The 25,215-nt window shown below is 69.8% G+C and carries 22 protein-coding genes, 3 tRNA genes and 1 pseudogene; 15 read left to right on the top strand and 11 right to left on the bottom strand.

From position 1 onward, the window contains the following. The first annotated feature begins 73 nt into the window (after positions 1-73). Positions 74-3,022, top strand: coding sequence for a DUF4132 domain-containing protein (locus tag ACK8GG_RS17095; protein WP_440351170.1), 2,949 nt, complete (start codon positions 74-76; stop codon positions 3,020-3,022). 335 nt (positions 3,023-3,357) lie between these two features. Continuing rightward, entirely contained in the window at positions 3,358-4,308 is a 951-nt protein-coding gene (locus ACK8GG_RS17090) for a DUF1963 domain-containing protein (RefSeq protein ID WP_440351171.1), read from the top strand. A gap of 612 nt (positions 4,309-4,920) precedes the next feature. Here ACK8GG_RS17090 and ACK8GG_RS17085 read toward each other — a convergent pair. Further along, on the bottom strand, positions 4,921-5,655 hold the full coding sequence (locus tag ACK8GG_RS17085; RefSeq protein ID WP_440351172.1) for a hypothetical protein: 735 nt from the start codon (positions 5,653-5,655) through the stop codon (positions 4,921-4,923). A 120-nt stretch (positions 5,656-5,775) separates the two neighbouring features. Here ACK8GG_RS17085 and ACK8GG_RS17080 point away from each other — a divergent pair. Continuing rightward, a pseudogene (locus tag ACK8GG_RS17080) lies at positions 5,776-6,066 on the top strand (integrase core domain-containing protein); the annotation flags it as partial. A 220-nt stretch (positions 6,067-6,286) separates the two neighbouring features. Here ACK8GG_RS17080 and ACK8GG_RS17075 read toward each other — a convergent pair. Further along, complete coding sequence (locus tag ACK8GG_RS17075) at positions 6,287-6,778, bottom strand: DUF2199 domain-containing protein (protein ID WP_440351173.1); 492 nt, start codon at positions 6,776-6,778, stop codon at positions 6,287-6,289. Positions 6,779-7,110: 332 nt separating this feature from the next. Between ACK8GG_RS17075 and ACK8GG_RS17070 the strand changes: the two genes are divergently transcribed. From ACK8GG_RS17070 to ACK8GG_RS17050, 5 genes are all read left to right on the top strand, one after another. After that, entirely contained in the window at positions 7,111-7,599 is a 489-nt protein-coding gene (locus ACK8GG_RS17070) for a hypothetical protein (protein ID WP_440351174.1), read from the top strand. Between the two features lie 6 nt (positions 7,600-7,605). Beyond that, entirely contained in the window at positions 7,606-8,235 is a 630-nt protein-coding gene (locus ACK8GG_RS17065) for a hypothetical protein (protein ID WP_440351175.1), read from the top strand. A 199-nt stretch (positions 8,236-8,434) separates the two neighbouring features. Next, positions 8,435-9,100 carry a hypothetical protein gene (locus ACK8GG_RS17060; RefSeq protein WP_440351176.1) on the top strand — a complete coding sequence of 222 codons (666 nt, stop codon included), beginning with the start codon at positions 8,435-8,437 and terminating at the stop codon, positions 9,098-9,100. Positions 9,101-9,461: 361 nt separating this feature from the next. Continuing rightward, positions 9,462-10,505 carry a tyrosine-type recombinase/integrase gene (locus tag ACK8GG_RS17055; protein WP_440351177.1) on the top strand — a complete coding sequence of 348 codons (1,044 nt, stop codon included), beginning with the start codon at positions 9,462-9,464 and terminating at the stop codon, positions 10,503-10,505. Beyond that, complete coding sequence (locus ACK8GG_RS17050) at positions 10,505-10,630, top strand: hypothetical protein (RefSeq protein ID WP_440351178.1); 126 nt, start codon at positions 10,505-10,507, stop codon at positions 10,628-10,630. The genes ACK8GG_RS17055 and ACK8GG_RS17050 overlap by 1 nt, the downstream gene beginning before the upstream one ends. Positions 10,631-10,703: 73 nt before the next feature. Here ACK8GG_RS17050 and ACK8GG_RS17045 read toward each other — a convergent pair. Beyond that, positions 10,704-10,776: transfer RNA gene (locus tag ACK8GG_RS17045), tRNA-Arg, on the bottom strand. A gap of 35 nt (positions 10,777-10,811) precedes the next feature. Beyond that, positions 10,812-10,902, bottom strand: a tRNA-Ser gene (locus ACK8GG_RS17040). A gap of 386 nt (positions 10,903-11,288) precedes the next feature. On the opposite strand from ACK8GG_RS17040, the gene ACK8GG_RS17035 reads away from it, so the two are divergent. Then, positions 11,289-12,554: a hypothetical protein gene (locus tag ACK8GG_RS17035; RefSeq protein WP_440356769.1), complete on the top strand. Its 1,266-nt coding sequence runs from the start codon at positions 11,289-11,291 to the stop codon at positions 12,552-12,554. 9 nt (positions 12,555-12,563) lie between these two features. Here the strand turns inward: ACK8GG_RS17035 and ACK8GG_RS17030 are convergent, their stop codons facing one another. Further along, positions 12,564-13,334 carry a CPBP family intramembrane glutamic endopeptidase gene (locus ACK8GG_RS17030; RefSeq protein ID WP_440351180.1) on the bottom strand — a complete coding sequence of 257 codons (771 nt, stop codon included), beginning with the start codon at positions 13,332-13,334 and terminating at the stop codon, positions 12,564-12,566. Positions 13,335-13,572: 238 nt separating this feature from the next. Between ACK8GG_RS17030 and ACK8GG_RS17025 the strand changes: the two genes are divergently transcribed. Together ACK8GG_RS17025 and ACK8GG_RS17020 are read left to right on the top strand one after the other, a co-directional pair. Beyond that, a complete protein-coding gene (locus ACK8GG_RS17025; RefSeq protein WP_440356810.1) occupies positions 13,573-14,688 on the top strand; it encodes a globin domain-containing protein in 1,116 nt (371 codons plus the stop codon). 371 nt (positions 14,689-15,059) lie between these two features. Continuing rightward, complete coding sequence (locus tag ACK8GG_RS17020; RefSeq protein WP_440356768.1) at positions 15,060-15,860, top strand: IucA/IucC family C-terminal-domain containing protein; 801 nt, start codon at positions 15,060-15,062, stop codon at positions 15,858-15,860. A 133-nt stretch (positions 15,861-15,993) separates the two neighbouring features. Here the strand turns inward: ACK8GG_RS17020 and ACK8GG_RS17015 are convergent, their stop codons facing one another. Beyond that, the gene (locus ACK8GG_RS17015) at positions 15,994-17,802 is read right to left on the bottom strand and encodes a DUF6311 domain-containing protein (protein WP_440356767.1); all 1,809 of its coding nucleotides are present in this window, start codon (positions 17,800-17,802) and stop codon (positions 15,994-15,996) included. 207 nt (positions 17,803-18,009) lie between these two features. Between ACK8GG_RS17015 and ACK8GG_RS17010 the strand changes: the two genes are divergently transcribed. Beyond that, on the top strand, positions 18,010-18,720 hold the full coding sequence (locus ACK8GG_RS17010; protein ID WP_440351183.1) for a class I SAM-dependent methyltransferase: 711 nt from the start codon (positions 18,010-18,012) through the stop codon (positions 18,718-18,720). A gap of 370 nt (positions 18,721-19,090) precedes the next feature. Here the strand turns inward: ACK8GG_RS17010 and ACK8GG_RS17005 are convergent, their stop codons facing one another. Beyond that, on the bottom strand, positions 19,091-19,630 hold the full coding sequence (locus ACK8GG_RS17005; protein ID WP_440351184.1) for a YbhB/YbcL family Raf kinase inhibitor-like protein: 540 nt from the start codon (positions 19,628-19,630) through the stop codon (positions 19,091-19,093). A 185-nt stretch (positions 19,631-19,815) separates the two neighbouring features. Between ACK8GG_RS17005 and ACK8GG_RS17000 the strand changes: the two genes are divergently transcribed. Then, complete coding sequence (locus ACK8GG_RS17000) at positions 19,816-20,394, top strand: NUDIX hydrolase (protein WP_440351185.1); 579 nt, start codon at positions 19,816-19,818, stop codon at positions 20,392-20,394. Positions 20,395-20,722: 328 nt separating this feature from the next. Here the strand turns inward: ACK8GG_RS17000 and ACK8GG_RS16995 are convergent, their stop codons facing one another. The 3 genes from ACK8GG_RS16995 to ACK8GG_RS16985 all read right to left on the bottom strand — a co-directional run bounded on the left by ACK8GG_RS16995 (position 20,723) and on the right by ACK8GG_RS16985 (position 22,753). Continuing rightward, a complete protein-coding gene (locus tag ACK8GG_RS16995) occupies positions 20,723-22,096 on the bottom strand; it encodes a WD40 repeat domain-containing protein (RefSeq protein WP_440356766.1) in 1,374 nt (457 codons plus the stop codon). Further along, positions 22,093-22,596 carry a SigE family RNA polymerase sigma factor gene (locus ACK8GG_RS16990; RefSeq protein ID WP_440356765.1) on the bottom strand — a complete coding sequence of 168 codons (504 nt, stop codon included), beginning with the start codon at positions 22,594-22,596 and terminating at the stop codon, positions 22,093-22,095. Before ACK8GG_RS16990 ends, ACK8GG_RS16995 begins: the two co-directional genes overlap by 4 nt. 68 nt (positions 22,597-22,664) lie before the next feature. After that, positions 22,665-22,753, bottom strand: a tRNA-Ser gene (locus tag ACK8GG_RS16985). Positions 22,754-22,988: 235 nt separating this feature from the next. On the opposite strand from ACK8GG_RS16985, the gene ACK8GG_RS16980 reads away from it, so the two are divergent. Beyond that, positions 22,989-23,966, top strand: coding sequence for an NAD(P)H-quinone oxidoreductase (locus ACK8GG_RS16980; RefSeq protein WP_440356764.1), 978 nt, complete (start codon positions 22,989-22,991; stop codon positions 23,964-23,966). 88 nt (positions 23,967-24,054) lie between these two features. On the opposite strand, the gene soxR is transcribed toward ACK8GG_RS16980, so the two are convergent. Then, positions 24,055-24,504 (bottom strand): redox-sensitive transcriptional activator SoxR, encoded by a 450-nt coding sequence (gene soxR / locus ACK8GG_RS16975; protein ID WP_440356763.1) that lies wholly within the window; start codon positions 24,502-24,504, stop codon positions 24,055-24,057. Positions 24,505-24,561: 57 nt separating this feature from the next. Here soxR and ACK8GG_RS16970 point away from each other — a divergent pair, with 57 nt between their 5' ends. Next, on the top strand, positions 24,562-25,215 hold the full coding sequence (locus ACK8GG_RS16970) for a thiamine pyrophosphate-binding protein (protein WP_440354655.1): 654 nt from the start codon (positions 24,562-24,564) through the stop codon (positions 25,213-25,215).

Raw genomic sequence — 25,215 nt, 5'->3', positions numbered from 1 at the left:
CGCCGTCGGCTGTGGACAATTCGCGTCATACCGATGTACTACCCTCCCCGCGAACTGTGGACGAGGAGGCTTTATGCGCAGGTTCGTGATGCCGGACGAGGACGCCTGGCACATGCCGAAGGATTGGTGGGCCCGTGTCCATCCGCGGCGAGGTGGCCGGTGGCGGCCGGCGATCACCGATCCGGCGGGCGCCGCGCAGCGGCTTCGGGACCTCCTCGCGACGGACCGGACCACGCAGGGACGTGCCCGCGTGCTGGGCCGTAACGCCGTCTTCGACGCGGCGCTGGTCGCCCCCGGCGAGCGGCATCTGCGGGCACCGGATGATGACCCGGTCGCCGCTGCGGTGGCAGCGCTGCTCGTGGTCTATCGCAACGTGCCCGCCGACGGGCAGACCCTGGTGGACGCATGGGTGGCCCGGGCCGGGCTGCTGTTCGCGGTCCGGGCCGTCGTGGCGGCGAACCAGATCTGCCACACCGGTGAGCTCTGGACCCGCGCCTCCGAGGGCGACACCTACGAGCAGGGGTGGCGCGGCGATGACCTCGGCGCCACGTACGCGGTGGCCCGGGCGGTCCGGCGTCACCTCGCGGTCGCGTCGGACCGGGATTACAGGGAGGCGGAATCCGTCCTGGCCGGGCATCGGAGCTTCCCGGCCGGCCGCATCTTGGCCTCCTACCTGATGCCGACCAGGCAGGACTGGGTGGACGAGGACTGCGCGGCGGCAGCGGCATGGTTCGACGAGCCCGGCCGGGAGGAGTGGATCCAGGCCGATCATCGCGCGATGTCCGGGATCCTGTTACTGGCCGCGAGCCGCACCGAACATCTCGAGCAACTGCGCGGCGCGATCCGCCGGACGATGCTCGGCTTCGAGGAACCCGGGGACGCCCTCACGGTGCTGGACGGTGTGGGACCGGCCGCCGTCACCTTTCTGGCTGACGATTTCTATCTGGCACTGCTCTACCTGCACGAATTCAGCGCCCTGAACCAGCCGACACGGCTCAACCCGGATGCGGCCCGGTTCGTCGCCGGCACACCCAGCGACGACGCGATGCGGATCCTGGTCCGCGACCACCTCGACGAGAAGCCGTGGCGGCCGGGGAACCTGCTCAAGTCGGGCGTGCTGACCCGCTACCCGCTGCGGGTTCTGCGTGTCCTCGCCGAGCGCGACGACGCGGTGTCGCGTGACCTGTTCGGCGCGATGGTGCTCACCGAGCCGCGGTGGATCCCGCACCTGGCCGGGCCGGGCCGCGCCCGGGCCGAGGAGATCGTCGCGAACGGCGGGGGCGGGCTCGGCGCCGGGTGGGCGACGATGCTGGACCAGCAGGACTACTACCGTGGCATCGACGGCGCGGACAACGTGAAACGGGCCGTGGCCGCGCTGGCCGCGATCCCGACCGAGGAGGCGTTCGGGCTCGTCGTGGACCGGGTCGAGCGCCAGTACTTCCGGCCGGCGTTGCTGGCGGCGGCCAAGCGCGATCCCCAGCTGGCGCTGCGGGCACTGCTCACCAGAGCCACCGAGCCACTCGTCATCGAGTTGCTGCGTGACCACGTTCTCGCGTACCCCCAGTCGCTGGCGGCCCTCGACGATGACGGGCGGGCCCGCGTCCACGCGATCGCCGGTCTACCTTCCCCCAGCCCGCAGGGCGTGGTGCCACCGGTTCTGGCCGGCGTGCTGCCGCGGGAACCAGACCTGCCGGAATGGCTGATCCCCGCCAAGCTTCCCGCGGTCACCGTCCGCGACACCGGCGAGACACTGGCTGCGGAGGCGGTCCACCGGCTGTGTGTGCTGCTCGCCCTCTCCACGATCACCAAGCCGCGACCGGAGCTCATTGCCGCCCGTGACATCTGCGAGCCACGACAGCTGGGCGCTTTTGCTTGGGCCGTCCTCGAGCAGTGGCGCACGGCCGAATACGCGCCGAAGAGCGGCATCGCGCTGGTGTCCATCGCCGCTCTCGGTGACGACACCACCGTCGCCGACCTGGTCGCCGTACTCCCGCAATGGTCGTCCGCCAGCACCCGGATCCGCGCCGCGATGGACGTGCTCGCCGCGATCGGCACCGACTTCGCCCTGACCCAACTGCATCGGCTCAGCCGCAGAGCGTCAACCGCCGGTCTACGCGAGCACGCCTCCCAGCAACTCGCCGGCACAGCCGCCGCCCGCGGCCTGAGCCCCGAGCAACTCGCCGACCGGATCGTGCCGGACCTGGGTCTCGACGCCGATGGCCGGACGGTCCTGGACTACGGGCCACGCCGTTTCACGGTGAATCTCGACGAGCAGTTGCAGCCGTGGATCGCGGCCGGGGACGGACGCCGGTTGTCCCGGCTGCCGCGGCCGGCTGCCGCCGACGATCCGGTGCTGGCGCCTGCGGCGTACGCGCGGTTCGCCGACCTGAAGAAGGAGGTCAAGCAGATCGGCGGCGAGCGCATTCGGGCCATCGAGGACGCCATGGTCACCGGGCGCCGGTGGAGTGCGGCCGAGTTCCGCGCCCTGTTGCTGGATCACCCGCTGATGTGGCAGCTCACCCACCGGCTGGTGTGGGCGGCGTCCGGCGAACACGGCACCGTCAGTTTCCGGGTCGCCGAGGACCGTACCTTCGCCGACCTGCACGACCAGGCATGGCAGCTCGATGACACGGCCACCGTCGCCGTGCCGCACCCGTGGCACCTCGGCGACGACAGGGCCGCCTGGTCGGAGATCTTCGCCGACTACGCCATCATCCAGCCGTTCCCCCAACTGGGCCGCGAGCTGGCAACACCGGGCGAGGTAGACCTGGCTACCTTCGCCGGCATGAAGGTCGACGCGCGGAAACTGTTCGTGCTCACCTCGACGGGCTGGCGCTTCGGCGACGACCACACCTCGGTCCTGCGCGACTGGCCGCAGACAGTCGAGATCACGTATACGCCTCGATATAACTGGCATGACCCGGACCAACCCAAGACCCTGACTGGCGTACGCGGGTGCGATGGCCTGGGCCCCGTCGCGTTCTGCGAGGTGGTGCGAGACCTGGGCTATTTGACGAGCTGATCCGCGGCTCGGGGGCGCGGCAACGACCCCCGAGCCCACCGCCGCCTCAGTTGCACCGGAGCCTCCGTGGGCGCCATGAGCGCGGCGGCGACGCCACGCACTCGGGCAAGTGCCTGCTGCGCGGAACTCTCACGAAATAGCCGCACCATCCGGCCGGTCCGAGCGAAGTACGGGTGGTGGATCCCGCAGCCACCACCCGTACCCGATCGGAAAAGGCTCGAAGACAAGGTTCACCCATTTCGACCGCAAGGGCACGCCGCGGTGGGCGAGCAGCCGAAGAGCGGATACGAAAAGCCTGCCGCCGCCGGTTATTCAGGCCTGCCAGTATTACGTCCGTGGATCACTACGAGCTTTTTTGGCGCGCCGCGACCGACGCGGGTTTCACCAAGACCGAGACGGCGACGTTCGCCGAGCTGCTGCGCTTCGCCATCTGTACAAGCCAGCAGTACAACGGCGGGATCGCGGCGCATTCTGGGGATCTGCCGTCCGGGCGGCCCGCCGACGTGCTCGTCGGCCAGGCCGGCGGCCTACCGCAGCTCCCGGTCGGCATGCCGTGGCCCACCGACCCGGAGGGCTACCCGCTGCCGTTCATCGCGTCCTTCGACTGTGCCGCGCTGCCGCGGGTCGAGCGCCTGCCGCTACCGTCGGACGGCTCCCTGCTGGTGTTCCTGCATCACGAAGAGGACTACGACGTCTGTGAGCGCAGCGACGCGCAGCAGTACGGGCGGCTGCTGTATGTGCGCGCCGGCACGGAGACCGCGGCGCAGCTGCCGGCTGACTACGCTGCCCATCCCTACTACGCGAACCGTGACTTCATCGCCCCCGAGCAGGACCTTTTCGCTGTCGTCCACGCCGACCTACCCTCCTGGTTGACCGCGGAGGATGCGGACCTGTCCGTCTTTCAGCAGCAGCTGGCGCGCGACATGCCGCATCGTCGGGAACTGTGTGCCCTGGTCGACCGGCTCCGGCCGGCCGCCAACTCCGCCGCCTTCCAGCTCGGCGGCTACTCGTGGCACACCGGCGGCAAGTCCTACGGCCACCTGTACGACGACCCTGAGCTGGAGATGGCGGAAAAGAAGCTTCGAGGCCGCCTGAACGGCATCGACCGCGCCCAGGAGGCCTTCCTCGTGGAACAGGAGTTGCAGCGGATCCGCCGGGAGTGGCTCCCGTTGGTGCAATTCGAGACCCGTGACTACGTCTACTTCGGCCGCTTCATGATCCGCGTCGACGACCTCGCCGCCCAGCGGTTCGACCGCGCTGTCTCCTGGACCGAGTTCACCGAATGAGCGAGGACAGGTGTTGTCACGCGGCCTGACTGGCCGGTGCCACCGCGCACCGGCGTCAGCGCGAACCCTCCTCCGCCCCTCATACGCGCTCACGCCATAGGAATCAGCACTCCCGGGCGTCGGGCCTCGCGACGCGCGTCCGGCGATCGCTCCGGCGTCGCGGCGTCGCCGGCCGTCCCCGAACGATCACGCCGCTGGTCACTCGCCCTTCCTCTGCGATCCCAACCAACGTGCACACCGTGCCCACCGCGGCACGGCGACGCGCCTAGATCAGACCGCAACCGGGGTCGCAACAGGCTCGCCGACGTCGCCGGCACCATCGCCGAGCCCCCGCTGCACCGCCCATCGTCATCCCAGCAGGCGGGACCGGTGGCCACAAAATGGGAAAGAAAAAGGCTGTGACCCCTGTTCAGGGAGGTCACAGCCTTGATCGTTTGTGCGCCCGAAGGGACTCGAACCCCTAACCTTCTGATCCGTAGCCTCGGCCGAACCGTCCGGCTCGGTGCAGGAGGGTGGGCAAACAGTGGTAGCAGGGCTCGCAGTTGTCCGCTGCTGCGTCAGTCCGTACAGCACCGTTGCTGTCAACCGTTGCTGTCACCGTGGGCAACGGTGCTATCTGCGGCGCCCTTCTCCTCGGGCGTCGCGTCCGCCAGCGCCGCTTATCCGTGCTGCTAGCTCGGCGACTTCACGAGCTTCGGCTTCATGCTCAGCATGGGTTGCGCCACGCCATACACCCGTCTGCGGATCCTTGACGAGCAAAGGCTGGCGGAGCCGCCCTTCCAGCCACCGGCTGAGCCATTCGGTGAGAGAGATCCCCTCGGGAAAGAACGACCGCTCTGCCAGACCCGAGTTCGGATCGAAGCCCCACATCATCGCCGATGGCTCGGAACAGTCGACGTACGAGTAGATTGCGCATCCCCAATGGGCGACAGGAAAAAGGCCTGAGGGCTCTCGTGGGTCCAGCCGATCGACTGCCGTTCTCTCCAGGTCGTCCGTGTAACCGTCAGCGACACCTAGTACGCCCGGACCGAAGCCGCCGTTGGCAACCTCAAGGTAGAGACGACGCAGCAACGGCGGTAACGGATGGCCGAGCAGTCGTTCGGCCTCCGCCACGGCCTCGGCAGAGGCAGGTTCGAGCGGCGGCAGCGGGTCAACCGCTCCGACCGCCTCGGCTGCAAGGTGCGCCTGTGACCCACGCTCCTCTAGCCATCGAACGTCATCGGCAGAAGGCGTCAGTACCCAGCTGCCATCCGCATCCAGGTAGCCAGGGCGGACGAAGACTTCGTCGCTGTAGTCGAGAGCAGCCACGCGATGGGCGATCGCCTGAAAGACTTCCTCTTCGCGCATTCGCCTAGTATCCACGTTGCGAAGCATCCCCGGAATCGGCGGATCTCCTGGTCGGGCAGTCACCAGACCGTCCAGCCTCCCCGACGAGACCAGGTGGTGTCAACGCCGGTTGAACCCAGGCAATTCCGAAGCCGGAAATTCGTCCACGCCCTCCACCAGCACCACATGACCGGGTCGATGGGCAGAGTCGGCGCCGCCGGCGACAACGCCGCCATGGAATCCTTCTTCGGCCTGCTGCAGAACAACGTCCTCGACCGCCGAACCTGGACGACCCGGCAACAGTTGAGGACCGCGATCGTGACCTGGATCGAACGGACCTACCACCGCCGCCGACGCCAACGATCCCTGTCCCGGTTGACCCCTATCGAGTACGAGACCATCATGACCCCACCGGCCAGTCAGGCCGCGTGACTTGACCTGTCACCTATCGGTGCAGCAGACCCCCCATTGACCGCCATCGCCCACCCCAACGGGCACGCAACGGGCACGCGCACGCTGACTGCCAGCTTGGGAATCGCACAAGATCGGTTCGGAGCATGGCGTTTTACCTTGCCGGGCTGGCCGGCGGTAGCCTCGTTTGGCCTCCCGTGACACCGCCTTGTGGCCCGTGGATGGCCCGTGGGCTGAAGGTCTATGGCAGCTCGGCTAACACATCCTGGTGCGGCCAGATCTCAGTCAGCACTTTGGCCAGCTTAGGATCTGTGCTCTCTGCGCAGTACGGCGTCTGCTCCGGATCACGCACCTCCAGCTCGACCGGGGCAGCCAGCAGGCCCCAGGCCGGGAGAGCGTTCGCGAGCCAGCCCTGGAGCCGTAGGTTCTGATACTCCGGGCGCGACCATACTGCGAACGTGCGTTGAAGGTCAGCGGGATCGAGGGCAACCCAGACCCCGAACGTAGCGCTGAAGCCACCGGTCAACTTCACGGGAAGCAGCGCTCGCACGAAGGCACCGACCCCGGGAACCTGCATCATCACCGAATCATCCGGCGTCCCATGGCTCAGCCACGCGCCCCGTGCCCTGTGCTGCTTGCGCGTGTTCAGGACAGGATCAGGCAGCCGAAACCGCGCCTGCCGGTCGTGGACATCGGCTGGTTGTCCGCAGCAGGAGCACAGTTGGGTGGTCACCACGACATGCTGCCGTACGAGATGGGTTCCGATGCAACGGGGCATCGGCAGGCGTTGCAGCGGGATGAGCGTCGTCCCACGGAAGCCGCGACCTATGCATTACGAGATCAAGTTGCTTGCCCCGCCGACCTGGGCACATGGCGGTCCAGCAGCGGAACACCTTCCGACATCTCTCGCCACTCCCCGGTGTCCGCCGACCTCTTGCGGACTGGATGCGGACTGCGACGCGCAGCTAGCCGGAGGCTACATGGCACGGGGCAAGGCCCGCCCAACGTGCATGGACTGTCTCGTTTACGACTGCCCCGTCCGTCGACCTCACGTATCCATAATAGATGCAGATCGATGTAGCCCAGGTCGCTTCGGCAGTGGTGCCGTATGCCGCCGCCATGGCCACCGCCTACGGCAAGGACGCGGCAGAAAAGATCCATGATATGGCCGTCGAGAAGACGTCTACCGCAGTTGCCGGGATAGGAGAGCGCATACTCTCCCGAATCCTTCGGAAAAAGGATTCAGAGGACGCCATCAAAAACGCTTTCATTGATCTCGCGAACCGAGAGGAGGACAGCGAGGCAGCATTTCGCCTGCAAATTCGCAAGGCATTATCTGCGGATCCAGATTTGGCAAGTGATGTGGCGCGCATGCTGCCCGCCGCAATTCAGGACTCCTCCGGACCGCACTCCATTGCCATTGGAAGCAACGAAGGCGTCGCCAGCACGGGTGACCACGCATTCATTGTGGGTTCGCAGCAAAATCACGGCTCCGGAATATTCATCGGCCGAGATGTTCGATTCGACGGCGACAGCAACCTGATCAGGGAATGAGGCGCTATGGACACCCCTAAAGAGTGGCCAGCGGGTAGTCAGATAAACACCGGACCAGGATTACTTGTCGGCAGGGACCTAAAGATAGAACAGCTCGACCCAAAGACGAAGGCGGTGCTACACAAGCTGGCCAAAGACGCCCCCGCACTTGGCGCCATAGTCCATAGAGCACTCACCGAAGGTGTCATATCACCGGACGCCGTATACACGCTGGCAACCGCCGCCCGCAACATAAATGAAGACGTCGCCAACATTCTTTCGCGAGCGAGTGCATGCATCAATGAAGACGTCGCGCACTTACTCTCTCGGGCCGCTGACAGCATCAACCCGAACGTCGCAGATAGCTTGTTCACTGTTTCGCACGAGATCCAGAACAGAACGAAGGACCTTGAAGGCGTCTTATATCAGCTACAGCAAGCATCTGAATCAGCATCGCTGACGATCGCAAAGACAGAGGAGCTTAAGAGAGTCTGCGAGGAAATGAACTCCGCCTCCCACATGCTCCTCAGCGCATCCCAATCTCGCGGCGTCAACGCCTTTTCCTGGGATTCCTTCCGCAAGGGAGTCGCCGCATCCTTGTTTGCGATGGCGGTCATCGCCGGAGCGGCGGTCATGGCGTCTTATCTACTTCGGTGAAGTAACGACGCCGGCAACCCTTCCCAGCCTCGGCTACCCTGTGCCATCCTGCCGCTAATCGGACGCTGACCTCTTGCGGACTGCGACCAGAAGCCAGACACTTGCGGCCGCGACACGCCGAAGGGGCGGCGAACTAACGATCATGAGCGCCCGATGGTAGACATGAGTATCTTTATTGATGTTCTTGCCGGAGGGGCCGATGGCAAACGAGATCGAGGCACGACGCACGTTCCGCACGCGGTTCATGAACTGGGTCTTCGACCAGGCGAAGGGCAGCCGCTCCGCATCCGTGCGACCGGAACTGTTCCTCAAGCAGGAAGGCATCGGCGACGACAGTGCATCGAGAACAGCGGTGGACGATGCGATCGACTTCCTTGAAGGCGAGGGACTGCTGCGTGCCGAGCGTGCCTTTCAAGGAGTGTTCTCTGTCGAGCTGACCCACCTGGGAATTCGCGAGATTGAACAGGCTCGGACTAGGCCAGACCAGCCGACTGAGCACTTTGTTCCGATGGTCAATGTCCTTCACATCGGGACGATGATCGGCTCGCAGGTGCAGCAGGGCAGCCCGAACGCCAGCCAGTATGGCGAGTTTTCCGTTGAACTCGCAGCTCAAGCTCGAGAGTTCATCGAAGGCGCGCGCGCAGCAGCCGAACACCCCGCCATGAGCCAGGAAGATCGTGACGATATCCAGGCTCAACTGGCTTTGATGGATCGCGAATTGAACCGAAACGAACCGCGACCTGATCGACTTAAGGCCCTTGGCATCGTTGTGCGCACCATCATTCTGAACGGACTCGGCGGGGCCCTGGGGTCGGCTATCACCACCATGCCCTGGTACAACGTCGTACAAGCTTTCGCAAACTGAAGCTTCAGCTAGAAGCGGATCTCCTCGTCGGGCAGTCGTAGACCTTCCGGCCTCCCCGGGCGGGGACAAGGTGGAGCGCCCTACCGGACGAACGACCGTGGCCCCGTCCGGGGAGGCCGGTAGCCCTTGTGGTGCCCGGCGAGGTGATCCGCGGCGGCATCTCCGAGGAGGCCCGGGGTTCGGGGCGGAGCCCCGAGGTCTTCAAATCCCCTTCAATCCCCATGCGTCTTGCCGCCCGGTCCGGCCGATGCCGGCCGGAGGTCGCCAGCAGGCCGAGGCCGGGCGGCGCGGCCCGCATCGCGGGCCGCGTTGAAGCGGGAGCCGACGACTGATGCCGCAGCCAGGAATAGACGGTGAGCAGTTGCCCGAGCGCAAGCCTCGGCGTTCCAGGCGCGGAAACGGGGAAGGCTCGATCTACCTGCGCAAGGACGGCAGATGGACGGCAGCGTACTTCGTTCCCATGCCGGGGGGTGGGGAGTCACGCCGCTACGTCTACGGCCATTCGGCGGAAGAGGTCGAGACGAAGCTTGTCGAAATTCGCAAGCACGTTCGCGCAGGCGCGCCGTTGGCTCCCGCCGGGTTGACGGTCGCCCGGTACCTCGATGAGTGGATGGAGCAGGTAGCCGCTCCGCGGGTTCGGCCCAATACCGCCCGGTCCTACCGCGACCTGATCGCGAAGTATCTGGTGCCAAAGCTCGGCCGGAAGCGTCTCGGGCAACTGGGCGCCCGCGACGTTCGGCAGTTCCTCGCTGCCCTCTCGGCAGACGGCGTTGGGGAACGGACGGCGCAGCTGGCTCATGCGGTGCTGCGTGCGGCCTTGGAGGACGCGATGCGGGAAGAGATCATTTCTCGCAACGTGGCGAAGTTGGTCCGGGCACCCCGCCCGGAGAAGCAGGAACGCCAACCGCTGACGGTCGACCAGGTCCGCGTGCTGCTTCAAGCAACGCGGCATCACCGGCTGCACGCTCTCTTCCTGGTGTTCGCGGTGCTCGGTCTTCGGCGCAGTGAAGCCCTGGGCCTGCGGTGGGACGACGTCGACCTGGATGCGGGGGTTCTGCGCGTCCGGCGGAGCCTGTACCGGGTCGACGGGAAGTTGGCAACGTTTCCGACGAAGACTCAACGCTCGGCGCGTGCAGTACCGCTCCCGGCCGTCGTCGTCCGAGCGTTGCGCGTCCACCAGCGAAACCAGGAGACGGAACGGCTGGCACTGGGGGCGAAGTGGCCGAGTCTCGGCTACGTCTTCACGACCCCGATCGGCACTCCGCTCGACCCACGGAACTGCACTCGCCTGGTACAGGATCAGTGTGCCAGGGCGGGACTGCCGGCCATCCGGCTGCATGACCTACGGCACGGGTGCGTCTCGGTGCTCCTGGCCCTGGGCGTACCGCCTCGAACGGTGCGGTGATGGACATCGTGGGGCACAGCACGTTGGAAATGACCATGACGGTCTATGGGCATGTCAGCCTGGACGACAAGCGGGCGGCGCTGGATCAGCTCGGCGGCATGCTCGATGACGGGACCCCGGAATGACGTTGCTGTCACCGGATGCTGTCAAGGCCGGTCGCAAGCGACCGGCCTTGTACGTTTTCCCTGTTCAACTGTGTGCGCCCGAAGGGACTCGAACCCCTAACCTTCTGATCCGTAGTCAGATGCTCTATCCATTGAGCTACGGGCGCTCGTGCTGGGCCAGTCTACACAACCGGCTTTCGCGCGGAGACTCCGGGATTCGAACCCGGGAGGGGCTTTAAGACCCCAACCGCATTAGCAGTGCGGCGCCATAGACCAGACTAGGCGAAGTCTCCTCGATAGCTAAGAGCTACCGGCGTCCGAGGATACAGGTCCGGTGACCACCTCAGCAAAGCGGTACCGCCACCGGGGCCTTACACCGGGCGAACGGGGCGGAACGGGACTACGCTCCAACGGCATGGAGGAGCAGGCCCGCACCGATCCGCCCCGCCGGCAACCCACTCGTGGCGGTGCTGAACCGCCGCAGGAGCGATCCGCGTCACGCCCCCGCAAGACGCCGCCGCCGGCCGTACTGTTCCAGCCACCCGCCGGCGAGGAGCCGCCGCCGCGGAAACGGGGTGGCCGCGCCGAAGGCTCGTCCGATCGTGAGGCAGCTCACCACCGGGTTCCCTCCGTCGCCCCAGCGCCGCACAGCGCCGAGCCGGGCGGCGCCGAACCGGCCGTGCCACCGGCGCATGCCGCCGAAACGACGACTGCGGCCGAGCCGGTGACGCCGGCCAAGGGCACCAAGGCCACCAGGAGACCGGCCAGGACGGCGAAGAAGACCGCCGCGAAGGCCGCCGACAGTAAGACCCCCGCTGTCAGCAAGACCACTGCCAAGAAGACCACGGCCGGGAAGACCACGACCGGGAAGACCGCGGCCGAGAAGACCACCGGCGGCAAGGCCGCCGTGAAGAAGGCCGCGCCCGCGAAGAAGGCCGCCGGGAACGCCGCTGCCGGGAAAGCGGCACCCGAGCCGCTGCCGGGGCTGACCCCGCGCCACGAACCCTCCGTCCCGACCGCCCCGCTACCCGGAAGCGCCGAGCCGGCCGCACCCCCGCAGGCCGCCGCTCCGATCGCCGAGCCGGCCGCACCCCCGCAAGCCGGCACCCCGACCACCGGACCCACCATCGCCCCGGCGTCCGAAGCCCACCGCGACACCGCGCAGGGCGGGGTTGGGGCCGCAACAGCGATGCAGCCGGCCCTCGCGGCGACTGGCAACGCGCTCGTACGGGTCGACGAATCGCCGAACCTCCCCGCCCCGACCACCGAGCCCGCCGTCCCCGCGACGGGTACGCCCGCACTGGCCGTCCTGCGCCGGCTCGCCGCGCAGCCGGTGTACGCGCCGGAGCTGCTCGCGCTCGCCGCCGTACAGTCGCTCGGGCCGGCGGCGAAGAGCTGGGCGGACGAGGTGCGCTCGACGTACCCGGATGTGACCACCGCCGGTCTGGTGCGGCTCGCCACCGGGCGGTACGACCGGATGGCCAAGGCCGGCGGGGCGCTCGCCTCACTGGCCGGGGTGGCCGGGCCGGTGCTGGAGGGGGCGACCCTCGCGTGGACGCAGGCAGGGCTGCTGCTGCACCTGGCCGCCGCGCACGATCAGGACCCCACCCACCCGGACCGGGCCGCCGAACTGCTGGCCTTCACCGGCGTGCATCCGGACCTGACCAGCGCCCGCAACGCCGTGGGCCGGGCGGTCGACGCGACCGGGCCCGACACCGAGCCCACCGACGACCCGGTACGGGACGTCGCCGAGGCGGGGCGGCGGCTGGCGGTGCCGCTGGCCTGGCAGACCGGGGCGTGGGCGACGCTGCGGCTGCTGACCCGGCGCCTGCCGGGAGCCGGTCCGCTACTGGCGGGGATCGCCTGCGCCGACGTGAACCGGCGGCTCGCCTCCCGCGCCATCGCCCACTACCGCGCCACCTCCGCACCGGCCGGGCGCCGCTGACCTACCGGGTCAGAGCCAGTCGAACCAGGAGTCGGGCAGGAGGTCGTAGCCGACGAAGGCGACCACGTCGATCAGCGTGTGCGCCACCACCAGCGGCATCACCCGCCGCGTCCGCAGGAAGACCAGCGCGAAGATCACGCCCATCACCACGTTGCCGACGAAGCCGCCGAAGCCCTGGTAGAAGTGGTACGTCCCGCGCAGCAGCGCGCTGGCGGCGATGATCGCCGGCACCGACCAGCGCAGCTCGCCGAGGCGGGTCATCAGGTAGCCGACGACGAGCACCTCCTCGAGGATGCCGTTCTGGGCGGCGGCCAGGATCAGCACCGGCACCGCCCACCAGGTGTCCTGCAGCGCCGAGGGCACCAGTGAGACGTTGAGCCCGAGCTGCGCCGCCGCCCAGACCAGCGCCAGCCCGGGCAGCCCGATCAGCGCCGCCAGCCCCGCCCCGTACGCGAGGTCCCGGCCGGGCCGGCCGGCGTCAAGGCCGAGGCGGCGTACGGCGTTGCCGGGGTAGCGGTTGAGCAGGTGCAACGCCAGCAGGACCGGCAGCAGCGCGAAGAAGATCCCCAGGAGCTGGTACGTCAGGTCGAGCCAGGGGCGCACCGACTGGGAGACGTTCAGCGCGGCGCTCTGCTCCGACAGGGGTCTTTCGTCGGTGAGCCGGGCGACGATGCGCACCAGGGAGTAGATGGCGGACTGCCCGAGGGAGAGTCCGAGGACCAGCAGCACCTCGTTGCCGAGTATCCGCCGCCGGGGCGGCGCGGCCAGCTCAACGGTCACCGCCCCACTCTGCCTGACCGGTCCGGCCCGCGGCGCCGGGACCTCCACGCCGAACAGGGCGGCCTCCGACGCCGGGACGCCACGCAGCCACGCAGCCACGCAACAACGCAGCCACGCCGGGATCGCGCGAAACGACGGCCGCGTTCGCGCCGGTCGCACACTCTGTGCGACCACCTGACACGAAGAGTGGTCATGCTTTGGCAGGTCAGCTCCCGTGCGTATCCGAGAGGGCGTCGATATGGACAACCTGGAACGGCTACTGAAGGAGAGTTGGGTCCTGGTCGAGGACTCCCGCGACCGGCTGGTGAGCCACTTCTACTCCCGGCTCTTCCTCGACCAGCCGGGACTGCGCAACCTCTTCCCGGCGCAGATGGCTCCCCAGCACGACCGGCTGCTGGAGGCCCTGGTCACCACCATCCAGATCGTCGGCGACCCCGAACGCTTCGACACGACCCTGCGCGCCCTCGGCCGCGACCACCGCAGGTTCCACCTCCGCGACGAGCACTTCGACGCCGTTGGCGAGGCGCTGCTCGACGCGCTCGCGTCGGTGGCCGGCAAGCACTGGAACGACGAGTACCAGCAGGCCTGGGCCGGGGCGTACGCGGCGATCGCGGACCGGATGCGGGCCGGGGCCGCCGAGGCGACCGAGCCGGCCTTCTGGAACGCCGAGGTGCTCACCCACGAGCGGCGCGGCCGCGACCTCGCCGTCATCACCTGCCGCCCGCTGCTGGATCGGCTCGACTACCGGGCCGGGCAGCACGTCAGCGTCGAGGTGCCGCGTTTCCTGCCGCGGGTGTGGCGGACGTACGCGATCGCCAACGCCCCGACCGACGACAACGTCCTGGAGTTCCACGTACGGGTGCCACGCGAGAGCTGGGTGTCGGCGGCGCTGGTACGGCGTACGAAACCGGGGCATCTGCTGCGGCTCGCGGCGCCGACCGGCGCGATGACGTTGAACCGGGATTCGTCGCGGGACATCCTCTGCGTGGCCGGCGGGGTCGGCATCGCGCCGATCAAGGCACTGGTGCAGGAGGTGGCCCGCTACAACCGGACCCGCTGGGTGCATGTCTTCTACGGCGCGCGGCGGTGGGATGACCTCTACGGCCTGGCGGAGTTCCAGCAGCTGCTTTCCGACTACCCGTGGCTCTCGGTGGTCCCCGTCTGTTCCAAGGACCCGGACTTCACCGGCGAGCAGGGGCAGGTCTCGGAGGTCTTCACCCGGTTCGGCCCGTGGACCGAGCACGACTGTTTCGTTGCCGGGTCCGGGCCGATGGTCCGGGCCACGCTCGGCGCGCTCGCCGCCGACGGGGTGCCGCCGGAGCAGATCCGGTACGACAGCTTCGGCGACTACTGAGGCTTTTCTCCCCCCGAGAGCGGGTCGCGTGCCCCACCCACTGGGCACGCGGCCCGGTCTTTTTTCGTCGGGCGACGCCTCGGCGCCCATGCCGGTTTTCCCAGGTGGTGTCCGGGTATCCGGCGACATTGGCGGGTGCCTGTCCCGGCTGGGGCGAGCGACGCGGTCCCTGGCGGGCACCGGCTGGGAACGGATCGGCCCGAGCCCTTGTTGACGCACGGCAAGTTAGGTTAGCCTTAGCTTCGCGGGTCGCCGGAGCACGGCGCCCGGCAGCACGACGACAGGGCACAGGCAGCGCACGACGAACGGCAACAACCCGAGGAGATGGTCCAGGTGACCGCTAGGACGCCGCAGCGAAACGGCAGCCTGACGTGATCACCCTCGCCCCCGGCCGCGCCGCCGTCGACCCCGCCGCCGCTCTCGCCCCGGTCACCACGACCCTGCGGGGCATGTTCGGCACCGACCGCCTCCCCGGGCTGGCTCCCGGTCTGGTGGTCACCGACGAGTCCGGCTGGCGGCCCGCCGGCAACCTGATCCACGACGGCGGCATCGCCGACTTCGTCGCCGCCGCCGTCACCCGCTGGCAGGGCAGCAAGCACGTCTGCGCCGGCGTCGCCTGGAAGGCGTACAGCTACTGGCTGGCGTTGCCGGCCGTGCTCGGCTGGGCCGGCGCCCGCCGCGTCCCACTGCTCGACCCCGCCGATGTCCTCGTCGACTTCGCCGACCACCGGCCGGCGGTGGCGCTGGGCCTGCGTCCGCAGACCCGCATCGCGGTGCTCCCCACCGACCCGCTGGCGCTGGCCGGCGACCCGCGCATCCACGTCGTCGCCGACGAGGCCGCGCTGCTCGCCGTGCTCCGCGAGTCACTGCTCGACCGGCACTTCACGCCGATGATCACCGCCCTGCAGACCGAGGTACGGCTCGGCACCCGGGTACTGCACGGCTCGATCGCCTCCGGCGTGGCGTACGCGATCCTGCAGGCCGCCGACGCGCTCCCCGGCTCGTCGCTGCGGACCATCGACACGCTGCTGGAAACGCTCGGCATGAGCGACCTGATCGAGATCTCCACCGACGCCCACGGGCTGCCCGCGGTGCAGCGCCGCACCTGCTGCCTCGCGGCGCGCCTGCCGCAGCCGAAGGTCTGCCCCGGCTGCTGCATCCGCACCGCCTGACCCTCGCCCCGGCGACCGCGCCGGCCTTCCCGGACACGGCGCTGACGGACGGGCCAGGCGCGGTAACGGACGGGCCGGGCACGGTGCGGACGGGCCGGGCGCGGTGACGGACGGGCCGGGCGTGGTGCGGGGGTCAGCCGGTCAGATCGCGGACGTCCCAGACCCAGAGGCCACCGGTCCAGACCGGTTCGGCGCCGAGCAGGGTCGTCATCCGTTCCCGCATCTGCTCCGCCCGGCGGTGCGGGGCGAGCACCACCGCCCCCGCCTGCCAGTAACGCAGATCGGCGACAAGCTGCGTCCGGTCCAGCGGCGGCTGTTCACGGTTGCGCCAGATCGCCGAGAAGTGGGTGCTGGTCGGCCGGGGCGGCCCGGAGAAGACGCCAACCCCCGGTTCGGGCGCGTCGGCGCGGGTGTCCGGGGCGAGGAAGTAGCCGCGCGCCAGCCGCAGGTCCAGACCGGTCTGCGCCGACCAGCGCAGCGGTTCGGCGTAGGTGGCGTCCGCCAGCGGCAGGGTCACCACGCTCCGGTCGCCGTCGGCGTACGTCCGCCAGGCCCCGGAGCTGACGAACTCCGGCGTGGCCGGGATCGGCGACGTCGGCAGCGGAGTGGGCGCGATCGGCAGCAACGCCATCGCCAGCACGGTGACCGTGGCGAAGCGGATGCCGTTGCGCGCCGCCGGATACCGCCGGGCCAGCTCGGCGCTGCGGGCGCAGGCGATCGCCAGCAGCACCCCGATGACCGGGGTGACGGCCAGCGTCCAGCGGGTGGGGACCACCGAGTGCAGCAGCGGCAGGTCCTCCAGCAGCGCCCAGGGCGCCCAGATGCCGGTCTCCTCCCCGTTGAACTGGATGCTGCGTCCCAGGGAGAGGAGCGCGAAGAGCGCGCCGGTGACGGCGAGCGCGATCACCCGCAGGTCCCGGCGCAGCCACCAGACCAGCGTCGCCACCAGGATCACCAGCGGCCAGCCGAAGAAGGCGTTCTCCTCGGTGTCGTTCGGCGTCAGCCGGGTGCTGACCGCCGGGTCGCCGGCGACCGACTCCTGGGCGTACGCGAAGAAGGCCGCCAGGTCGGTGCGGTAGCCGCGGATCAGCGTGGAGAGTCCCTGGTAGGCGCCGGGACCGAAGAGCTGGACGTAGATGGGGTAGCCGAGCAGCAGCACCGACACCGCGGCGGCGACGCCCAGGCCGGCGAGGAAGGGCCGGGCGTCGGCGCGTACGGTCCGGCGGCCGACGGCGAGCACGGCGACGACCACGCCGAGCCCGACGGCGGTCATCAGCAGGATCTCCAGGTTGATGAAGCCCTGGGCGACGATGAGCAGCCCCAGGAAGACGCCGTTGCGCAGCCAGCGGCCGTGGCGGCGCAGCTCCAGCGTGCGCCAGACGATCAGCGGCACCAGGAACTGGCTGACGATGTTCGGGTGCCCGTTCGCGTGCGAGATCATGTTCGGGGCGAAGGCGCAGAAGAGCGCCCCGATCCAGGCCGCGCCGCGGGAGCCGACCAGATAGCGGGAGAGCACCAGGTACCAGGCGAGCGCGGTGGCCAGCAGCGCCAGCGTCAGGAACACCACGAAGGCCGCGCGCGGCCCGAAGGCCAGGGTGATCGGCGTCAACGGCAGCGACACCGCCAGCACTGAGGTGTTGGCGACGAGGTTGACGCCGTCGGGCACGTTCATCCGGTCGGAGAAGAACGGGTAGTCGAAGTCGGTGAGCACCCGGGCGCCGTGGGCGAGCATCCACTCGAAGAGCGCCTGGTCGGTGCGGTTGGCCCGGACCTGGTGGCCGGGGTGCAGCCAGAGCCGCGCGGTCACCCAGAAGGCCAGCGCCGCGAAGCTGAGCAGCGCGGCGAGGTCGGCGAGCCTGCCCTGTCCACTCTGCACGGCCGTCGCTGCGCCGCCGCGCTCCGGTCCGGAACCGTCCGCGAAGGGTGCGCTCGTCGAAGCCATCTCGCTGCGAGCGTAGTAAAGCCGTACGGGGGCGGGGCCCGTTTTGGGGCATCTCGGGTTCACCTGGTGGTCACCGGCTGGCGGTGCCCCGGGGGGATGCCGCTAATCTGGGGTCTTTGCTGCCCCGATTTTGGTACCGCCGGGGTAGATGGTTCACTCTGTCCCGACCAGGTGCAGGCGACTCGAGATCGCGAGGGAATCGGCCGCATGGCAGAAATCACTGGGGACCAGCGTATCCAGTCGGAGGTCCTCGAGGGACTCGCCACCGCGGTCAATCACCGCCGCTGGTTCGTCGAACTCGCCCTGCCGTACCTCGGCGACAACCCGATCGAGATCGGCAGCGGCCTCGGCGACTACGCGCTGGAGTGGGCGCCGCACCTGGAGCGCTTCACCGCCACCGAGGCCGACCCGGACCGCCTGGTCGGGCTCAAGGAGCGCCTCGCCGACCACCCCAACATCGACGTACGGCAGATGCTGCTGCCGCACTCCGAGAACGGCGACTACAGCGCGGTCGTGTCGTACAACGTGCTGGAGCACATCGAGGACCACGTGGGCGCGCTGCGCAGCATGCGCGACCTGGTCCGCCCCGGCGGCGCGATCGTGCTGATCGTGCCGGCCTTCATGTTCGCGATGGGACCGGCCGACATCGCCACCGGCCATGTGCGCCGCTACACCAAGAAGACGATGCGCGCGGCGCTGACCGAGGCCGGGCTGACCGTCGAGAAGCTGCACTACGCCAACGCGCTCGGCCTGATCGGCTACTTCATGGCCACCAAGGTCTTCCGGCTGATGCCGAAGGAAGGCCCCATGGTCAAGGTGTACGACTCCCTGGTCCTCCCGGTCACCAAGGCCGCCGAGCAGGCCGTCCGCCCGCCCTTCGGCCAGTCCGTCTTCGCCGTGGCCCGCGTCCCCGCCTGACCCGCCACCCCACCTCCCCCCTCCGACGCCAGCACCGCCTCCCAGACACCTCCGCCCAACCCGATCACCGTCAGGCGTGCGCTGATCATGGCGTTATGACCACGACACGCCGCGCCGGTCGCACATAACCTCATGATCGACGGGGCTGGGCAGGGTTTGCGCTCTGTGGAGGACGGGTGGAGCCGGTTTGGCGGACGCACCGTCCATCGGGTCGAGAGACAGAGATCGTTAGTTGATTTCCGGTGTTCTCAGCGGGTCAGGGCACCGGAAATCAACTAACGATCATGAATTGCCGGGGGCGGGGCCCGGCCGGGCGCGGTTCGCGTCGGCCCGGCCGGGCGCGGGGAGCCGTGCCGACCCCGGCCGGGGCCTACTTGACCTGGTAGGTCGGGCGCAGGACGGCTCGGGCCAGGGTGTGGAAGGTCAGGTTGAAGCCGACCTGCGCGGGCGGAGTGTCCGGGGTCAGGTCGAGCTTGTCGGTGTCGAGGGCGTGCACCGCGAAGAGGTACCGGTGCGGACGGTCACCGGCCGGCGGGGCCGCGCCGCCGTACCCGGCGTCGCCGTAGTCGTTGCGGACGCTGAACGCGCCGCTCACCCCGGCGTCGGCGGCGCTGCCCGCGCCGGACGCCAGCTCGGTCACCTCCACCGGTACGTTCACCAGCGCCCAGTGCCAGAAACCGCTGGCCGTGGGGGCGTCCGGGTCGAAGCAGGTGACCACGAAACCGCGGGTCTCGGCGGGGAAGCCGGACCAGGACAGCTGCGGCGACCGGTTCTCGCCACCCACACCCGGGTGGGCGAACGCGGCGTCCATCGGCTCACCGTCGGCGATGTCCGAACTGGTCAGCGTGAACGATCCGACGGCGGGGAGCAGCTCGTACGGGTCCGGCGGGATCGGGCGGTCCAGGTTCATCGGGTTCCTTCCCGGCAGTGGTGGGTTCGCTCTCCTCTTTCTACCCGTACGCGGGCCGATCTTCGCCCCGAAGACGGGCCGCGGGCGCGGGCTGCGCCCGGCGGCCGTGAAGCAACAGCCGTGACGGCGGTCGATCGATAGGGTGGTGGGCCTTCGAGATCCCCCGGTCCCACAGGGAGCAGTTGATGCATCACCCCGCACGGACGCCGCTCGCGACGGCGCTTGACGGATGCCAGCCACGGACCGCGGCGGAGACTGCCGACGTACGGCGAATCCGGGACCTGGTCTCGGGTGGCGACCCGTGGTCGCGGGAGCTGCCACTGCACGTCACCGCGTCGGCGCTGGTGGTGCATCCACCGACGCGGCGGGTGCTGCTGCGCTGGCATGCCCGCATGCGCGCCTGGTTGCAGATCGGCGGGCACGGCGACCCCGGCGAGCAGGACCCGGTGCAGGTGGTGCTCCGGGAGGGCGCCGAGGAGACCGGCCTCGACGACCTGATCTGCTGGCCGGACGCGACCCTGCGTCAGGTGGTGGTCCTGCCGGTGCCGGCCGGCCGCACCGAACCGGCCCACGAGCACGCCGACCTGCGGTTCCTGCTCGCCACCGGCACCCCGGAACTGGCCCGTCCCGAGAAGCCGGGCGCCGAACTGCGCTGGCTGACCCTGCCCGAGGCGGACGCACTCGTCACCGAGCCGAACCTGCGTGATTTCCTCGCCCGGGTGGGGGAGCTCTTCGAGGAGCAGGAGCTCAGTCGGTCGGCATGATCGGTTCGCCGCTCGTGATGGTGGGCTGCGGCTCCTCGGGCAGGTGCTGCTCCTGAGGCGCTCCCGGATCCTGCGACGGGGTCGGGGACGGGGACGGGCTCGAGGTCGGCGCCGGCGACGACCCGCCTGGCTCCTCGGCTGCAGGACCGGTGCAGGCCGCAACGGCGAGGAGCGGAAGCAGGGCGGTGAGCGCGGTCCTCGTACGCGATCTCACGGATCCTCCTCGGGTGCGGTCCAGGTTCATGGGGTCCTTCCCCGGCAGTGTTCCGGCCGGGCTCCTCTTTGTACCCGCACACCGGCCGGTTTTTCGCCCTCGTCGATGCGAGCCTCAGGCTCTGCCGCGCCTGGCGCGGCGTTGGAAGCGCCAGAGTGCCAGGGCACTGCGGTTGCGGTAGGCGGCGACACCGCCCACCAGGAGGGTCCCGAGGACCGTCCAGAACCAGAACCGCGGGCCGACGCCGAGGGGCGGGTCCGCCGTACGCGTCTGGCCGCTGCGGACCACGGAGTCGGCGACGTCGATCGCGACAACGTCGCGCGGGGCCGTGAGCAGCGTGGCGGGCTGCTCCGTCCCACTGTGCAGGGCCAGCACCTCGACGGTGCCGACGTTGCCGTACGCCAGCCGCTCGTCCATGGCGAGCGGCACGTCGAACGCACGCGCGCCGGGCGCGGGCCGGTAGGCAACGACCCGGGCCGAGCCGTCGGTCGCCCACCCGAGCAGGCGGATCGCCGTCACACCGGTGACGGCGGGCAGATCCAGCGCGCCGAGGTCCCGGCCGGTGCCGGGGTCGACCTGGCGCAGGCTCCAGCGGTCGCCGTCCCGGCGGGTCACGGTCAGCGTCCGGCCATCGGGGCTCCAGGCGCCCTTCCCCGCCAGTTCCGTCTCCGGTTCGAGGGCGAACGACGCGACCTGCCGCCCGTCCAGGTCGGTGACCGTGACCGTCCGTCCGGTCTGGATCGCCACCCGCGCGCCGTCCGGGGCGAACGCGACCGGGATGCTGCGCTCCTCGTCGCCGTCCAAGAGCGTGATCCGGCGGTTGTCGTCGAGCCGGACCAGGGTCAGCACCTGCAGATAGTTGCTGCCCTGCGGGTCGACGCGGACGGTGTCGCGGACGACCAGTGCCTGCCCATCCGGTGACCAGCCCGCGGGCTCGGCCATAACCGTGTCCGGGACCCCGCCGGTCACCGTACGGCTGGCACCGGTGACCAAATCGATGACCTTCACGTCGGCATCCCAGAACGCGCCCGGGCCGAAGGCGATCTGCCGGCCGTCCGGGGAGAGGAGAGTGTCCTCGCCGGCCTGGTCTTCGATGCCGCCCTTGATGATCCGGTAGCGGTCGTCGGCACCGACGACAGCGATGACGCTCCCCTCGTCGCCGTACGTCAGGCGCGGCGCCTGCCCGGTGAAGATCACCGAGGCGGGGCCGAGGCGGGGCCAGTCGCCGGCGCGCAGGCTGCCGAAGGGCGGCAGGCCGACCCGGTCAGGCAGCGCGGCTTCGGCCTCGATGGAAGCCGGGCCAACAAAATCGGTCCCGGCCGGGGGCAGGAACAGCCCGGCCGTCACGACCAGCGCCAGCCCGGCGGCCGCCCCGAGCGCCGTACGGCGGCGGGAGCGGCGGGCGGTGGCGAGCGCCCGCTTGTAGACCGGGTACGCGGGAACGTCGGCAGCCGCGGTGTGGAGCGACTCGCGCAGTCGGGCGGTCATCGCAGGCTCCTCTGCTCCGTACGGTCGACCAGGTCGGGGGCGACGGCACGCAGCCGGCGGATCGCGTCGTGTCCGTGCCGTTTGACCGTGCCGACCGAGCAGCCCAGCACCTCGGCGGCTTCCGCCTCGGTGAGGTCCTCGTAGAAGCGCAGCACGATCACGGCACGCTGACGCGGGCTGAGCCGACGCAACGCAGCCGACATGGTCAGCCGCAGGGCGGTCGCGTCTGAGTGGTCGCCGCCGGGCTGGTCGGTGGGCTCGGACTCCAGCCGCTCGGCGACCCGGCGCCGCCGCCACCAGGAGACCTGCTGGTGGTACATGACCCGCCGGACGTACGCCTCCGGGTCACCGTCGCGGATGCGCAGCCAGTGCCGGTACGTCTTCGCCAGCGCGCTCTGCAGCAGGTCCTCGGCGAGCTGGTGATCGCCGGTGAGCAGAAAGGCCCTCCGTGACAGCGCCGGTGAACGGTGCACCACGAAATCGTGGAAGGAATCCGTCATGCCCACCCCCTCGAGGAGGGAAACGCCTCGGGCCACCACAAGGGTTGAGGGTGGAGGGAAACGTACGGCGGAGGGCGTGGGATTCGAACCCACGAAGAGGATCGCTCCTCTTACCGGTTTTCAAGACCAGCGCCATCGGCCACTAGGCGAGCCCTCCCGGGGCGCGAAACCACCGGCTTCGCGACCGTGCCTAGTGTGCCACGGCACGCAGAGTGACGCGGGGGCCGTACCGGTGGGCGGAATCCGGCCATTGGACCCGGATCGCGGCCGTCGGGCACCGCACCCGACCGCGCTCCGCCGCAGGAACCGCAGCGCACTGGCACCGCAACCGGCCTTGGACGGGATCACGGCTGCCGGGCACGACACGGGGCGGGTGGGGTATGACTGTTGCCATGCGCGCGATCACGATCACTGAAGCCGGCGGACCCGACGTACTCACCTGGGCGGAGGTTCCCGACCCGGAGCCCGGCCCCGGCGAGGTGCTGATCGACGTGGCGGCGAGCGCGGTGAACCGCGCCGACCTGCTGCAGCGGCAGGGTTACTACCCGCCGCCGAAGGGCGCGTCGCCGTACCCGGGGCTGGAGTGCTCGGGCGTGATCAGCGCCCTCGGGCCGGACGTGACAGGCTGGCAGGTCGGCGACGAGGTCTGCGCGCTGCTCACCGGTGGCGGGTACGCCGAGAAGGTCGCCGTCCCCGCCGGGCAGCTCCTGCCGGTGCCGGCCGGCGTCGACCTGGTCGACGCGGCCGGGCTCCCGGAGGTGGCCTGCACCGTCTGGTCGAACGTACGGCAGCTGGCCCGGCTCGACGCGGGGCAGACGCTGCTGGTGCACGGCGGCGGCAGCGGCATCGGCACCCTCGCCATCCAGTACGGCACGGCGATCGGCGCGCAGGTGCTGACCACCGCCCGGGCCGCCAAGCACGAGCGGCTGCGGGAGCTGGGGGCGGTCGGCGTCGTCGACTACACCAGCGAGGACTTCGTCGCCGCCGTACGCGAGCAGACCGGCGGGCGCGGCGCGGACGTCATCCTCGACATCATCGGCGGCAGGTACCTCGCGCAGAACGTGGACGCGCTCGCCGACGGCGGCCGACTGGTGATCATCGGCATGCAGGGTGGGCGCAAGGCCGAGTTGGACATCTCCAAGCTCCTCGCCAAGCGTGGCTCGGTCTCCGCCACCGCGCTGCGGTCGCGTCCGGCCGCGCAGAAGGCCGCCATCGTGGCCGGGGTCCGCGACGAGGTCTGGCCGCTGATCGCCGCCGGAAAGATCCGCACGGTGATCGACCGGCGGCTCCCCATGACCGAGGCCGCCGACGCGCACCGGCTGGTGGACTCCAACGCCCACCTCGGCAAGGTCCTCCTCGTCACCACCTGACGGAGCCGACTGTGCCGGCGAGCCGACGGTGCGGTCGGCGGCCGTCGGCACAGTCGGCCGGCCGGGCCGCCGGAAGCCGTGACGACAATCAGGCCGGCGGCGCGGGCGGGAGCATCAGCCGTGCCCCCGGACCCTGCGCGCCGAGCACGTCACCCGGGTTGTAGAGCTTGCAGCGCTGCAGCGACAGGCAGCCACAGCCGATGCAGCCGTCCAGGTCGTCGCGGAGCTTCGTCAGCAGGCGGATCCGCTCGTCGAGCCGGCTGCGCCAGGCCGCCGAGAGCCGCTCCCAGTCCTTGGCGCTCGGCGTACGGGAATCGGGGAGTCCGTCGAGGGCGGCGCGGATCTCCTCCAGGGAGACGCCGACCTGCTGGGCGACGCGAATGAACGCCACCCGGCGCAGTTCGGCGCGTTCGTAGCGGCGCTGGTTGCCGCTGGTGCGGCCGGCCCGGATCAGGCCGAGCCGCTCGTAGTAGCGCAGCGCCGAGGCTGCCACGCCGCTGCGCGCGGCGAGCTCCCCGATCGTCATCGACTCCTGCATCCCAGTCCTCGATCATCTGCTTGAGGTGAAGTCAACTTTAAGTTGCAGGCTAGCGGCATGACGATGACCGCCGCTGGCCCGGCACCGGCCGCAGTGCTGCCGCGCCCTTCCACGCTCGACGTACTCCAGGTCCTCTACCAGCGCATTCTGCGCGTCGACCCCGAACATCCCGACGATCCGGAGCGGGACCGGTTCCTCCTCTCGAAGGGGCACGCCCCCTCGGCGTACTACCGGGTGCTCGCCGAGCGCGGCTTCTTCCCCGCGCACTGGCTCGACACCATCGGCGCCGCCGGCAGCCGCCTCGGTGACCACCCCGACCGGCGACTCGTACCCGGCGTGGAGATCGGTTCCGGCTCGCTGGGCCACGGGCTCGGGCTCGGCGTCGGCACCGCCCTGGGCCTGCGCGCCCAGGGCCTGCTCAACCCCCGGGTGTACGTCCTGCTCGGCGACGCCGAACTCGACGAAGGCTCCAACCACGAGGCGATCGCCTACGCCGGGGCGACCCGGCTCGGCAGCGTCACCGCCGTCGTCATCGACAACCAGTCCGCCACCCACGGCTGGCCCGGCGGGATCGCGAGCCGCTTCACCGTGCACGGCTGGAGCGCCGACACCGTCGACGGCCGCGATCACGAGGCGCTGGAGACGGCGCTGCGCCGTACCGACATCCACCGGCCGCACGTCGTCGTCGCGGTCGTCGAACCCAAGGAATGA

The sequence above is a fragment of the Melissospora conviva genome, from assembly GCF_049523535.1.
Classification (GTDB): Bacteria; Actinomycetota; Actinomycetes; order Mycobacteriales; family Micromonosporaceae; genus Melissospora; species Melissospora conviva.
The sequence above is the reverse complement of the archived record's forward strand: the minus strand, read 5'-3'. Positions and strand labels throughout refer to the sequence as shown.

Excerpts from the sequence above, each read along its gene's own strand:
- ACK8GG_RS17050 (WP_440351178.1), top strand. The coding sequence starts at position 10,505 with ATGGACATCGTGGGGCACAGCACGTTGGAAATGACCATGACGGTCTAT.
- ACK8GG_RS17005 (WP_440351184.1), bottom strand. The coding sequence starts at position 19,630 with ATGAACCTGGACCGCCCGATCCCGCCGGACCCGTACGAGCTGCTCCCC.
- ACK8GG_RS17070 (WP_440351174.1), top strand. The coding sequence starts at position 7,111 with ATGCAGATCGATGTAGCCCAGGTCGCTTCGGCAGTGGTGCCGTATGCC.
- ACK8GG_RS17000 (WP_440351185.1), top strand. The coding sequence starts at position 19,816 with ATGCATCACCCCGCACGGACGCCGCTCGCGACGGCGCTTGACGGATGC.
- ACK8GG_RS17025 (WP_440356810.1), top strand. The coding sequence starts at position 13,573 with ATGGACAACCTGGAACGGCTACTGAAGGAGAGTTGGGTCCTGGTCGAG.
- ACK8GG_RS17015 (WP_440356767.1), bottom strand. The coding sequence starts at position 17,802 with ATGGCTTCGACGAGCGCACCCTTCGCGGACGGTTCCGGACCGGAGCGC.
- ACK8GG_RS16995 (WP_440356766.1), bottom strand. The coding sequence starts at position 22,096 with ATGACCGCCCGACTGCGCGAGTCGCTCCACACCGCGGCTGCCGACGTT.
- ACK8GG_RS17010 (WP_440351183.1), top strand. The coding sequence starts at position 18,010 with ATGGCAGAAATCACTGGGGACCAGCGTATCCAGTCGGAGGTCCTCGAG.
- ACK8GG_RS17060 (WP_440351176.1), top strand. The coding sequence starts at position 8,435 with ATGGCAAACGAGATCGAGGCACGACGCACGTTCCGCACGCGGTTCATG.
- ACK8GG_RS16970 (WP_440354655.1), top strand. The coding sequence starts at position 24,562 with ATGACGATGACCGCCGCTGGCCCGGCACCGGCCGCAGTGCTGCCGCGC.
- ACK8GG_RS16990 (WP_440356765.1), bottom strand. The coding sequence starts at position 22,596 with ATGACGGATTCCTTCCACGATTTCGTGGTGCACCGTTCACCGGCGCTG.
- ACK8GG_RS17095 (WP_440351170.1), top strand. The coding sequence starts at position 74 with ATGCGCAGGTTCGTGATGCCGGACGAGGACGCCTGGCACATGCCGAAG.
- ACK8GG_RS17065 (WP_440351175.1), top strand. The coding sequence starts at position 7,606 with ATGGACACCCCTAAAGAGTGGCCAGCGGGTAGTCAGATAAACACCGGA.
- ACK8GG_RS17085 (WP_440351172.1), bottom strand. The coding sequence starts at position 5,655 with ATGCGCGAAGAGGAAGTCTTTCAGGCGATCGCCCATCGCGTGGCTGCT.
- soxR (WP_440356763.1), bottom strand. The coding sequence starts at position 24,504 with ATGCAGGAGTCGATGACGATCGGGGAGCTCGCCGCGCGCAGCGGCGTG.
- ACK8GG_RS16980 (WP_440356764.1), top strand. The coding sequence starts at position 22,989 with ATGCGCGCGATCACGATCACTGAAGCCGGCGGACCCGACGTACTCACC.